The 12,188-nt window shown below is 61.0% G+C and carries 13 protein-coding genes; 12 read left to right on the forward strand and 1 reads right to left on the reverse strand.

Annotated elements, in window-relative coordinates:
* Nucleotides 1–16: 16 nt before the first annotated feature.
* Together ACTG2T_RS13575 and ACTG2T_RS13580 are read left to right on the forward strand one after the other, a co-directional pair.
* On the forward strand, nt 17–1,258 hold the full coding sequence (locus ACTG2T_RS13575) for a mechanosensitive ion channel family protein (protein WP_040068363.1): 1,242 nt from the start codon (nt 17–19) through the stop codon (nt 1,256–1,258).
* 187 nt (nt 1,259–1,445) lie between these two features.
* On the forward strand, nt 1,446–2,372 hold the full coding sequence (locus ACTG2T_RS13580) for a L,D-transpeptidase family protein (RefSeq protein ID WP_005354531.1): 927 nt from the start codon (nt 1,446–1,448) through the stop codon (nt 2,370–2,372).
* Nucleotides 2,373–2,441: 69 nt separating this feature from the next.
* Here ACTG2T_RS13580 and ACTG2T_RS13585 read toward each other — a convergent pair whose 3' ends face one another.
* Entirely contained in the window at nt 2,442–3,335 is an 894-nt protein-coding gene (locus tag ACTG2T_RS13585; protein WP_043821627.1) for a VirK/YbjX family protein, read from the reverse strand.
* A gap of 326 nt (nt 3,336–3,661) precedes the next feature.
* On the opposite strand from ACTG2T_RS13585, the gene putP reads away from it, so the two are divergent.
* The 10 genes from putP (at nt 3,662) to rpoS (ending at nt 12,125) form a co-directional block, all read left to right on the forward strand.
* Nucleotides 3,662–5,179 carry a sodium/proline symporter PutP gene (gene putP, locus ACTG2T_RS13590; RefSeq protein ID WP_005354514.1) on the forward strand — a complete coding sequence of 506 codons (1,518 nt, stop codon included), beginning with the start codon at nt 3,662–3,664 and terminating at the stop codon, nt 5,177–5,179.
* 208 nt (nt 5,180–5,387) lie between these two features.
* On the forward strand, nt 5,388–5,705 hold the full coding sequence (gene ftsB / locus ACTG2T_RS13595) for a cell division protein FtsB (RefSeq protein ID WP_005335520.1): 318 nt from the start codon (nt 5,388–5,390) through the stop codon (nt 5,703–5,705).
* The gene (gene ispD / locus ACTG2T_RS13600) at nt 5,698–6,390 is read left to right on the forward strand and encodes a 2-C-methyl-D-erythritol 4-phosphate cytidylyltransferase (protein WP_330125362.1); all 693 of its coding nucleotides are present in this window, start codon (nt 5,698–5,700) and stop codon (nt 6,388–6,390) included. Before ftsB ends, ispD begins: the two co-directional genes overlap by 8 nt.
* 146 nt (nt 6,391–6,536) lie before the next feature.
* Complete coding sequence (gene ispF, locus ACTG2T_RS13605) at nt 6,537–7,013, forward strand: 2-C-methyl-D-erythritol 2,4-cyclodiphosphate synthase (RefSeq protein WP_005335518.1); 477 nt, start codon at nt 6,537–6,539, stop codon at nt 7,011–7,013.
* Complete coding sequence (gene truD, locus ACTG2T_RS13610; protein ID WP_330125363.1) at nt 7,013–8,071, forward strand: tRNA pseudouridine(13) synthase TruD; 1,059 nt, start codon at nt 7,013–7,015, stop codon at nt 8,069–8,071. Before ispF ends, truD begins: the two co-directional genes overlap by 1 nt.
* Entirely contained in the window at nt 8,052–8,813 is a 762-nt protein-coding gene (gene surE / locus ACTG2T_RS13615) for a 5'/3'-nucleotidase SurE (protein ID WP_040068372.1), read from the forward strand. Before truD ends, surE begins: the two co-directional genes overlap by 20 nt.
* Nucleotides 8,814–8,820: 7 nt before the next feature.
* On the forward strand, nt 8,821–9,438 hold the full coding sequence (locus ACTG2T_RS13620; protein WP_005335507.1) for a protein-L-isoaspartate(D-aspartate) O-methyltransferase: 618 nt from the start codon (nt 8,821–8,823) through the stop codon (nt 9,436–9,438).
* Nucleotides 9,435–10,016, forward strand: a complete 582-nt coding sequence (locus tag ACTG2T_RS13625) for a YqaA family protein (protein WP_005354505.1) — start codon at nt 9,435–9,437, stop codon at nt 10,014–10,016. Before ACTG2T_RS13620 ends, ACTG2T_RS13625 begins: the two co-directional genes overlap by 4 nt.
* Nucleotides 10,017–10,025: 9 nt before the next feature.
* Nucleotides 10,026–11,096: a LysM peptidoglycan-binding domain-containing protein gene (locus ACTG2T_RS13630; RefSeq protein WP_330125364.1), complete on the forward strand. Its 1,071-nt coding sequence runs from the start codon at nt 10,026–10,028 to the stop codon at nt 11,094–11,096.
* A 45-nt stretch (nt 11,097–11,141) separates the two neighbouring features.
* Nucleotides 11,142–12,125: an RNA polymerase sigma factor RpoS gene (gene rpoS, locus ACTG2T_RS13635; RefSeq protein ID WP_005335504.1), complete on the forward strand. Its 984-nt coding sequence runs from the start codon at nt 11,142–11,144 to the stop codon at nt 12,123–12,125.
* The last annotated feature ends 63 nt before the right edge of the window (nt 12,126–12,188 follow it).

The raw sequence follows: 12,188 nt of genomic DNA on the forward strand, positions 1-12,188 counted from the left end.
GGTTCGGGAGAGAGCAATGAAAGAGGCGTTTTTTAACTGGTTGTCTGGCCTTGGGGTGGAAGTGACCAACCTGATGGCGCTGGTGATCGCGCTGGGTTTTATCGTCATCACCTCGTTGCTGCTGCACATGGCGCTGCACCGGGTGTTGCTGGTCCGGCTGGTGGGGATCCTCGGCAAGGCCAAGCAGGTGTGGCTGCCGCCCCAGCTGCAACAGCGCCTCTTCAACCGGCTCGCTTTCGTGTTGCAGGGGGCCGTGCTGCTCGGTCAGGCGGAGATCTGGCTGCCCCGCCAATCGGATAGCCTCAAGCTTATCGAGATGGTGGCCCAGCTCTGGATTTTGCTGTTCCTGCTGTTGGCCTTCTTCGCCCTGCTCGACTGTCTGTTGTCGGTGAGCCGTTACACCCGCCTTGGTCGGGATTTGCCCCTGCGCGGCATCTTCCAGGGGGCCAAGCTGGTAGGCAGCATTCTGGTGGGCATCCTGATGATCGCCCTGCTGCTCGGCAAGTCGCCGCTGTTCCTGTTCAGCGGTCTGGGTGCCATGACCGCAGTGCTGATGCTGGTGTTCAAGGACCCTATCCTCGGGCTGGTGGCGGGGATCCAGCTCTCCGCCAACCGGATGCTGAGCGTCGGTGACTGGCTGCAGATGGACAAGTACGGCGCCGATGGTGAGGTGACCGACATCGGCCTTACTACGGTCAAGGTGTCGAACTGGGACAAGACCATTACCACCATTCCCACCTATGCCCTGATCTCCGACTCTTTCAAGAACTGGCAGGGGATGACCGAGTCGGGCGGCCGCCGCATCAAGCGCAGCGTCAATATCGACATGACCAGCGTGCGTTTTCTGACGGCCGAGGAGCAGTTGCAGCTCAAGCAGGCCCAACTGCTGGCACCCTATCTGAGCCGCAAGGAGCAGGAGCTGAGTGCCTACAATCAGCAGCTGAGCGATGCCCTGAGCTGCCCCATCAACGGCCGTCACCTCACCAACCTCGGCACCCTGCGCGCCTATCTGGATGCTTACCTGCGTGCCCACCCCGGCATTCGCAAAGACATGACCCTGATGGTGCGCCAGCTGGCACCCACGTCAGACGGTTTGCCGCTGGAAATTTACTGCTTTACCGCGACCACCGCATGGGCCGATTACGAAGGGATCCAGGCCGATATTTTCGACCATATCTTCGCCATCATTGAGCAATTTCATCTGCGGTTGCATCAATCTCCCACAGGTTACGATATGCGTGCCTGGCAACGGGGATAAACAGGGAAACCGGGCGGGTCGGGGACGCGGAAAAAACCGCATATTAATCATCGACCCGTCGCCACTTGTCAGTTGAAATTTGCCGTGCAGAGGAGAAAAATGGCGGCCTTCTCTTCGCGCCCCTGATCCCCTCTTGATCAGCTGCCAGCCCAGAGACGTCACTTCAAGTCATCATCATGGGAAAGTTATGAAGCTCCTTCGCAATAGTGTGGCAACACTCTGCTACAGCCTGCTGCTGACCGCTGCGCCGGTTTTCGCTGTTGAATATGCTCTGCCTGCGGCCAACAGCCGTCTGGTAGGGGAAAATCTGGAATACGTGGTTCCGGCCGAAGAGAACGGCCAGCCGCTGGAGGCCATTGCGGCCAAATTCCAGCTGGGGCTCACCAACATGACCGAAGCCAACCCCGATGCGGATCCCCTGCTGGTACAGACCGGCGAGAAGCTGGTGATCCCCCAGCAACTGATCCTGCCGGATGCACCCCGTGAAGGGATCGTGCTGAACGTGGCCGAGATGCGCCTCTACTACTACCCCAAGGGTAAAAAAGTGGTGGAAGTGCTGCCCATCGGCATCGGCCAGCTCGGCACCGATACTCCGGAAAACTGGGTGACCAGCGTGCAGCGCAAGAAAGCGGGCCCGACCTGGACCCCGACCGCCAAGATGCATGCCGAATATGCCGCCCGTGGCGAGAGCCTGCCTGCGGTATGGCCGGCCGGCCCTGACAACCCCATGGGTCTGTTTGCCCTCTACATCGGCAAGATGTATGCCATCCACGGTACCAACGCCAACTTCGGCATCGGCCTGCGGGTGAGCCACGGCTGTGTGCGCCTGCGCAACGATGACATCGCCTATCTGTTCAAGCAGGTACCGGTCGGTACCCGCGTCCAGTTCGTCAACCAGCCGATCAAGGCCTCTCTCGAGCCCAACGGCGTCCGCTATCTGGAAGTGCACCAGCCGCTGTCGCGCAGCGAAGAGGAGTTCAACTCCAAGCTGCCGGCACCGCTGCCGATGACCCCGGCGGTGACCCGCTTCATTGCCCACGCCGACAGCGACTCCCAACTGGTGAAGCAGGCGCTGGAGCAGCGCAACGGCATGCCGATGGCGATCAACCGCTAACGGCAAATTCCCGTCACGACAAAGGGCGAACAGCATGCTGTTCGCCCTTTGTGTTTCTGCTGCGCTGACTCAGCTTCGCAGCAGATTTGCCTGCAGCTCGCTGCCGAGCTGATCGAGCAGCTGATAGCGCGCCTTGTAGCTGGCCCGCTTGCGTGAGGGGATCTCCTCCAGCGTCTTGCGGGGCACTTCCAGCGGCAGGCTCATCCAGAGTTCATCTTGCACGCAGCCCTGATGCTCCTGCCACAAGCCGTCGAGGTCGAACTTGACCCGATCGGCGGTGCGCTTGCTGCTCTGGTAGACGTGGCTTTGGGTACGGATCCCGAGTAGGCTCTTGCACGCCAACCCCCGGGCCAGCTCGGCGGCCATATAGACCAGCAGGGACATGGGGCGCAGCCCGCCGCACGCCTTGGTGACCTGCTTGATCTCCTCGCTCTGCCCCTTGCCGCCCTGCAGCGAACAGATCTCGAGGGTCGGGTTCGGCGCGGGGCGCAGATTGAGAGCCATGTAATAGAGCGCCGCGTCACCCAGCTTGAGGGTAAGGCTCATCTCCCCCTCTTTGCCCATGTGGGTTTGGTAATCCAGTTGCAGGGTGAGGGGGGCCGTCAGCTTGTCGCTCTGCCACTGGGCCAGCAGCAGGCCGCGCCCGCTGTAGATTGCCAGTTGTTGCGCCTTGGGCAGCTGACGTGCCAGCTGCTGGTAGTGGCCGCTGATAAGCCCGGCTCGCAGGCGCTTGCGGAGCCCCTTGTGGCGATAGGGGTGGATCGGCTTTTCCAGAATATCGGGGAAGCGGCTGATCGCCTGCGCCAGCAGCGGTTGCTCCTGCTGCTGGCGATAGAGGGCGCGGGCGCCAGGATTGAGCCAGAGACGCCCCACATACTTGGCCCGTCGGATGAGATGACCCGACTCCTCCACCGGATGAAGGCGGCGGGCGAGGGTTCGCAGGTGTGACAGATGAGATGACATGGTGCCGACCTCTGACTGGTGTGATGAGACAGGGCGGGGAGTGTAGGAGCGGGGCGCTGGCTTGTAAAAAAATGGATAGTAACAAAATGTGAAAACATAACGCTCAGTAGCGGCTGGCGCTGCGAGATGACCGTCACGGCCACGGCAGGAAATCTGGCGCCATCCTCTTGATGCGGCAGATGATTTGATGCGCAAAGGTTTTTATTGTGTTTTGTGTTTGTTAAAAGTGGTTGAGCTGGCGCGAACGGCTGATTAAGCTAGGCCGGTTTTTTAGGGATGAGCCCGTCACCAGAGCGGGCAGAAAATGACACAAAACGGAGTTTTGCATGACAGCTAGCACCCCCATGTTAATCACCTTCCTGGTGTATATCCTCGGAATGGTGTTGATCGGCTTCGTCGCCTATCGCGCCACCCGCAACTTTGATGACTACATTCTGGGCGGCCGCCGAATGGGGAGCTGGGTGACCGCTCTCTCTGCCGGCGCCTCCGACATGAGCGGCTGGCTGCTGATGGGCCTGCCCGGCGCCGTCTTCGTCAGCGGCATCTCCGAGAGCTGGATCGCCATCGGTCTGGTCATCGGCGCCTACCTCAACTGGCGCTGGGTAGCGGGTCGCCTGCGGGTGCATACCGAGAAGAACCGCAACGCCCTGACCCTGCCGGACTATTTCACCTATCGCTTTGAAGATCACAGCAAGGTGCTGCGCATCCTCTCGGCGCTGGTGATCCTGCTCTTCTTCACCATCTATTGCGCCTCCGGCGTGGTGGCCGGTGCCCGTCTGTTCGAGAGCACCTTCGGCATGGATTACAACACCGCCCTCTGGGTCGGTGCCGCCGCCACCATTACCTACACCTTCTTCGGCGGCTTCCTCGCGGTGAGTTGGACCGACACTGTGCAGGCAACCCTGATGATCTTCGCCCTGATCCTGACCCCGGTCTTCGTCATCATCGCCGTCGGCGGGGTGGACAGCGCCATGATCGAGGTGGCCGCCAAGAGCGCTACCAACCTCGACATGTTCAAAAATCTGGATGTGATCGCCATTGTCTCGCTGATGGCCTGGGGCCTTGGTTACTTCGGTCAGCCCCACATTCTGGCCCGTTTCATGGCGGCGGATTCCCACCACTCCATGGCCAATGCCCGCCGTATCAGCATGACCTGGATGGTGTTCTGCCTCGCTGGTGCGGTGGCCATCGGCTTCTTCGGTCTGGCCTACTTCGCCCGCTTCCCGGAAGTGGCGGCTGGGGTGACCGGCAACCCGGAACGGGTCTTTATCGAGCTTTCCAAAATCCTGTTCAACCCCTGGATCGCCGGTGTGCTGCTCTCCGCCATTCTGGCGGCGGTGATGAGCACTCTAAGTTGTCAATTACTGGTCTGCTCCAGCGCCATCACAGAGGATCTCTACAAACCCTTCCTGCGCAAGAACGCTTCCCAGCGTGAGCTGGTGTGGGTGGGTCGCCTGATGGTGCTGCTGATCGCGGTGATTGCCATCGCCGTTGCCATGAATCCGGAAAACCGGGTGCTGGGGCTGGTGAGCTACGCCTGGGCCGGTTTCGGTGCCGCCTTTGGTCCCGTGGTGCTGCTCTCGGTGCTGTGGCCGCGGATGACCCGCAACGGCGCGCTGGCCGGCATGCTGGTCGGTGCTATCACCGTCATCGTCTGGAAGCAGTTCGGCTGGCTGGGGCTGTATGAGATCATTCCGGGCTTCCTGTTCGCACTGCTGGCCATTGTGGTGGGCAGTCTGCTGGGCGAGGCGCCCTCAAAAGCGATGCTGGAGCGTTTCCGCGATGCCGAGGAGGAGTACAACACTCCGGCCGAGAGCGCGGGAGAGCCGGTCGCGGTGAACTGATCCCCCTTACCGCTTTCTGCTTGAGAGCCCCGCCCCCGGACAAGGAGCGCCCTGGTTGGCTATCCTTGCACCGGTTTGGCGGGGCTTTGTGCTATCTGATTCACTCTTGGGCACTTTTTTATGTTCGGCCAGTGGCTCCCGGGTGCTCGCTTTCTTTTGTCTTGGCACCGAATATGGGACACTAGGCCGCCTGAAGGAGACCTAGTGCATGCGGCTATTCACCCTGATCCTGATCCTCCTGCTGGGGGGACTGCAATATGACCTCTGGCTGGGGAAGAACGGGCTATCCGATTACCAGAACCTGTCGGAGGCCATCTCGCAACAACAGCGGGACAACCAGACTCTCAAGGATCGTAACGACCTCATTTACCGCGAGATAGATGATCTCACCTCTGGCCTCGAGGCCATCGAGGAGTTGTCGCGCAACGATCTGGGTTACATCAAGCAGGGGGAGACCTTCTACCGGATCATCCCCAAAGAGAAAGACAAAGAGACAGCGCCGGACGATGAGCCCTACGATGACTGATGCCAGCCGGGTATCCGGCCTGACGGCGATCGTCCCTGCCGCCGGTATCGGCAGCCGAATGGGGGCCGATTGCCCCAAGCAGTACCTGCAACTGGCGGGTAAAACCATTCTCGAACATACCCTGGAGCGGCTGCTCTCCCACCCGGCCATCGCCCAGGTGATCGTGGCGCTGGCGCCCCATGACCGCTGGTTCGAGGCCCTGTCCGTTGCGGCCGACCCGCGCATTGTGCGGGTCGAGGGAGGCGCCGAGCGCGCCTTTTCCGTCCTCAATGGCCTCCATGTGGCGCAAGGGGAGTGGGTGCTGGTGCACGATGCGGCCCGTCCCTGCCTGACTCACGGCGATCTCGATGCGCTGATTGTCGCGGCCATGGGCTGTGGCGGCGCCATTCTCGGCAGTCGGGTGCGCGATACCATGAAGCGCTCCGATGGGGAGGGCAATATCATCGCCACCGTCGAGCGCGAGCAGCTCTGGCATGCCCTGACGCCGCAGATGTTCCCGACCCGTGCCCTGAAGCGGGCGCTGGAAGAGGGGCTGCTGCTGGGCGCCACCATCACCGACGAGGCCTCCGCCATGGAGCGGGCCGGATTCACGGTGCGGATGGTGGAGGGGCGCGCCGACAATATCAAAGTGACCCGGCCGGAAGACTTGTCGCTGGCGGGGCTGTTTTTAAGCCAGCAGGCATAAGCCCCTCAGTCAGAACAGACCGTTCAGAGCAGAGTGTCTCGAACAAACAGGCCCGAACAAGGAGTTAGCATGATCCGGATTGGACATGGTGTGGACGTACACAAAATTGATGGGGTTGGTTTCAGCATGTTGGGAGGTTGCCGCTGATGATGCGCATTGGTCATGGTTTTGATGTTCATAAATTTGGTGGTGTTGGCCCCTGCATGCTGGGTGGCGTGCCGGTTCCCTACGAGCAGGGGCTGGTTGCCCACTCTGACGGCGATGTGGTGCTGCACGCGGTGAGCGATGCCCTGCTGGGGGCCATCGGTGCCGGTGACATCGGTCGCCACTTCCCCGATACCGCTGCCGAGTTCAAGGGGATCGACAGTCGCATCCTGCTGCGGGATGTCTTTGCCCGGGTACAGAAGGCGGGTTATGCCATCGGCAACCTGGATGTGACCATCATCGCCCAAGCCCCCAAAATGGCGCCCCATATCGACGCCATGTGCGCCGTGCTGGCCGCCGATCTGCAATGTGATTTGAACCGGGTGAACGTCAAGGCGACCACCACCGAACAGCTTGGGTTTACGGGGCGCAAGGAAGGAATCGCCACCGAAGCCGTCGTCCTACTGGTGAAACAATAATGCTGGAACAACTTGCCTATCTGCACGGGGCGCCCACTGCCCGCGGTATCCTCAAGGCCGAGGCCGCCGACTTCGTGGTCAATGAAGATCTCGGGTTTGAGCCTTGCGGTGAAGGGGAGCACATCTTCGTCCGGGTGCGCAAAACCGGCGAAAACACCGCCTGGGTAGCGGGTCTGCTGGCCGATGCGGCCGGAGTCAACCGCAATGCGGTGACCTGGGCGGGCCTGAAAGATCGTCACGCGGTGACCGAGCAGTGGTTCGGCATTCACCTGCCGGGCAAGGCCGAGCCGGACTTGTCGGTCATCGAGAGCGACAGCATCCAGCTCCTGCAAGCCAGGCGTCACAACCGCAAATTGCGGGTCGGCTACCTCAAGGGCAACCATTTCACCCTGCGTCTCACCGGTCTGGAACAGGCCGACGGGCTGGAAGCGCGCCTGCAGGCCATCGCCACTCAGGGCGTACCCAATTACTATGGTGAGCAGCGTTTTGGCCGCGATGGCAACAACCTGGAAGCGGCCAAGGCGATGTTTGCCGGCAAGCGGATCAAGGATCGCAACAAGCGCTCTCTCTACCTCTCTGCCGCCCGCAGCATGCTGTTCAACGCCATTGTCAGCGCTCGTATCGAGCAGGGGCTGGCCCATCAGCTGCTGGCCGGTGATTGCGTGATGCTCAAGGGCAGCCACTCCATCTTCAGTGAAGAGGTGCTGACCCCCGAGCTGGAAGCGCGTCTCGCCTCCGGCGATGTGCAGCTCACCGCGCCCCAGTGGGGCCGTGGCCGTCTGGCCAGTCAGGGTGCCGCTGCCGAGTTCGAACAGGGCGTGCTGGCCCCTTACAGCGATTGGTGTGACGGGCTGGAGAAAGCCGGGCTGGATCAGGACAGGCGTCCCCTGCTGCTCAAGCCGGAGCAGATGAGCTGGCAGCTGGACGGCGAGGCGCTGACCCTCTCCTTCTTCCTGCCGGCGGGCGCGTTTGCCACCAGCGTGGTGCGCGAATTAATGCAGGCCGAAGAGGCCGATCACGGTTTCAGGAATCAGACCGATGCGAATTCTGGTCAGTAATGATGATGGTGTGCATGCCGAGGGCATTCGTGCCCTCAGCGAGGCGCTGCGTGCCTGCGGCGAGGTCATTGTGGTGGCGCCGGATCGCAACCGCAGCGGCGCGAGTCACTCCCTGACGCTGGAAGTACCGCTGCGGGTTACCCGCATTGCAGAAAACGGCTTTAATGGGTGCGAGAGCTATGCGGTGAAGGGGACGCCGACCGACTGCGTGCATCTGGCGGTCAACGAGCTGGTGCGTCCTGAACCCGACATGGTGGTGGCCGGCATCAACCACGGCGCCAACCTGGGGGATGATGTCATCTACTCGGGGACGGTCGCCGCGGCCACCGAGGGGCGCCATCTTGGCTACCCCTCCATCGCCATCTCGCTGGTAGGCAAGACCCACTTCGCCACGGCGGCCCACTATGCGGCCCTGCTGGTGAAGGGGCTGATGAAACACCCCCTGCCTGCCGATCAGATCCTCAACGTCAACGTGCCGGACTTGCCCCTCGAGCAGATCAAGGGGATCAAGACCACCCGCCTTGGCAACCGCCACCGGGCGGAGTCGGTGATCTGCACCGAGGATCCCCGTGGCCAGCCCATCTACTGGATCGGCCCCCCCGGTAGCCAGCAGGATGCCGGTGACGGTACCGATTTTGCTGCCATCGAGCAGGGCTATGTCTCGATTACCCCCCTGACCATCGATATGACTGCCTATGACAGTCTCGCCGGTCTGGGGGCTTGGTTAGATCTGCAGGGATGAGGGTGGTGTGATAGTACAGCGCCTGTTAAATCAGCTCATTGCGCAGGATATTCGCGATTTTCGCGTGCTGGCGACCATCGCGAAAGTGCCGCGCCAGCTGTTCGTGGACGAGGCCATGGCGCACAAGGCGTGGGACAACACCGCCCTGCCCATTGGCCACGGCCAGACCATTTCGCAGCCCTATATGGTGGCGCGAATGACCGAGTTGCTGATGCAAAACAATCCGGCCCATGTGCTGGAGATTGGCACTGGCTCGGGCTACCAGACGGCGATCCTCGCCCATCTGGTGGAGCATGTTTATACCGTGGAGCGGATCAAGTCGCTGCAGTTCCAGGCCAGACGCCGACTACGCCAGCTCGATCTGCACAATGTCTCGGCCAAGCACGGCAACGGCTGGCTGGGGTGGCCCAACAAGGGGCCTTATGACGCCATTCTGGTGACGGCCGCGGCGAGCGAGATCCCGACGGCACTGACCGATCAGCTGGCCGAAGGGGGCCGACTGGTGTTGCCCGTGGGTGATAGCCAGCAAACCCTGCAACTGATCGAACGATCCGGATCCCAGCTGACCAGCCGTATTCTGGAGCCGGTACGTTTTGTTCCCCTGATTGACGGAGATGTTGAGTGAAGTTGTTTTCCCGTTTGTACGTACTGGTGATGCAGTGGGCTCGCCACAAGCATGCGCCCTGGTATCTCTCCATCACCGCTTTCATCGAGTCGGTATTCTGGCCGATCCCGGTGGATGTGATGCTGGCGCCGATGGCGCTCGCCAAGCCCCACAAGGCGTGGCACTACGCCACGCTGGCTACCGTCTTCTCTGTGCTGGGTGCCCTGTTTGGCTATGCCCTTGGCTATGCCCTGTGGGATCCGGTCGTGCTGCCACTGGTGGAGTCTGTGGGCTATCAGGACAAGATCGAAATCGCTCGCAACTGGTTTGAGCAGTGGGGGATCTGGGTCATTTTCATTGCCAGCTTCACCCCTATCCCCTACAAGGTGTTTACCGTGACGGCAGGGTTGTTGCAAATGGCTCTGCTGCCCTTCATCATCACCTCCCTCATCGGTCGTGGCATGCGCTTTTTCCTGGTTGCGGGCCTGATGCGCTGGGGTGGCGAGAAGATGGAACGCAAACTGATGCACTACGTAGATGTGCTCGGTTGGCTCTGTATTGGTCTGGCCGTGGTGGCCTATTTCTGGTTTAGTCGTTAAGGATCCATTATGCGTTCGCGTATTTGGCAAGGAAGCAGTGTCGTGGTGTTGTCATGGCTGCTGCTTGCCTGCTCCTCCAGTAAAAATACAGCTCCGGTAGATGGTGTTGATGAGGGGCAGTTTGTCTCGACCATTCCGGCTCGCCAAAGCGGTGCCCAGGTCAGCGCCCCCATTCAGGGCGGCAGCTATGTGGTGAAACGGGGCGATACTCTCTACTCCATCGCCTTCAACTCCGGCAACGACGTGCCGTCGCTGGCCAGCCTCAACAACATCAGCCCGCCCTACAACATCTATCCGGGGCAGCGACTGCGGCTCGATGGTTCCAGCGCCAGTGTTGGCAGCAGCCGCAGTGCCGGTACCTATGAGGTGCGCCGCGGCGATACCCTGAGCAGCATCGGCCGCCAGTTCGGCATGACGCCGCAGGCGCTGGCCCAGAGCAACAACCTGAGCGCCCCCTATGCGCTGCAACCGGGTCAGGTGCTCAATGTCCAGACCGCAGGCGGCGGTTCGACCCAGATGGTGGCTGCGACTCGTCCGGCAACCGTGACGCCGGTGGCCGTGAGCCGTCCGAGCAGCGGTCCGCGTCCGTTGGCCGAGCCGAGTGGATCTGGTCAGACCACGCCGTTCATCTCTCAGAAATCCGTTGCTCCGGCAGCACCGAAGGAATACGCTCAATCCAAAGAACAAAAAACAAACAACTCCCAGTCGAGACTTGCTTGGCACTGGCCCGCAAAAGGCCGGATTGTCGAGGGGTTCTCTGTTGCAGAACAGGGTAACAAGGGGATCGACATAGCCGGCCAGAAGGGGCAACCCGTCTACGCCGCCAGCAGCGGTAAAGTGGTATACGCTGGCAGTGCTTTAAGGGGGTACGGCAAGCTGATTATCCTCAAGCATGATGATGACTATCTCTCCGCTTACGCACACAACGACGAGTTGCGGGTGAAGGAAGGTGACAGCGTCAAGGGGGGCTCGGTCATTGCCAACATGGGTAGCACGGACGCGCCGGATGTGCGATTGCATTTCGAGATCCGGTACAGAGGCAAGTCGATCAATCCGATGAGCTATTTGCCAAAGCGTTAACCCCAGAGAGACCGTCTTACTCTGGTAACGTCAGGGAGACACACCATGAGCCAAGAACAACTGGTAATGCAGGATGCAGAGTTAGAGTTTGACGCTGAACCCGAATCTCACGAGGTAGAAGAGTTGCAGGAGGTAGCCGCCGAGGCGGACGAGACTATCTCCGATGAGTTGCTGGCACCTGAGCTGAACAAGGTGATGGATGCCACGCAACTCTATCTGGGGGAGATTGGCTTCTCCCCGCTGCTCACTGCCGAAGAGGAAGTCTACTACGCCCGTCGTGCCTTGCGGGGTGACAAAGCCGCCCGCAAGCGCATGATCGAGTCCAACCTGCGACTGGTGGTGAAAATCGCCCGCCGTTACAACAACCGTGGCCTGGTGCTGCTGGATCTCATCGAAGAGGGCAACCTCGGTCTTATCCGCGCGGTCGAGAAGTTCGACCCCGAGCGCGGCTTCCGTTTCTCTACCTATGCCACCTGGTGGATCCGCCAGACCATCGAGCGGGCCATCATGAACCAGACCCGTACCATCCGTCTGCCCATTCATGTGGTCAAGGAGTTAAACGTTTACCTGCGCACCGCGCGCGAACTCTCTCACCGTCTCGATCATGAACCGACCGCCGAGGATATCGCCTTCGCGCTGGATCGTTCGGTGGACGATGTGAATCGCATGCTCAAGCTCAACGAGAAGATCACCTCGGTGGACACCCCCATTGGTGGCGATCGCGACAAGGCGTTGCTGGATGTGCTCTCCGACGAGCGCGGCATGGGGCCTGAGCTGGAGTCACAGGAAGATGATATGCGTAGCAGCATTGTCCACTGGCTGGAGGAGCTCAATCCCAAGCAGCGGGAAGTGCTGGCCCGTCGTTTCGGTCTGCTGGGCTACGAGCCCGCTACCCTCGAGGATGTGGGGGCCGAGATTGGCCTGACCCGCGAGCGGGTACGCCAGATCCAGGTGGAGGGGCTGCGCCGTCTGCGGGAGATCCTGCTGAGCCAGGGGCTCTCCATCGAGGCGCTATTTCGTACCAATTAAGCATCCGCACCAATTAAGTCCGCACCGACGGAATACGGCATCAGCCAGATAGCACGAGGGGAG

The organism is Aeromonas sp. 75A, assembly GCF_051919425.1.
GTDB lineage: Bacteria > Pseudomonadota > Gammaproteobacteria > Enterobacterales > Aeromonadaceae > Aeromonas > Aeromonas veronii.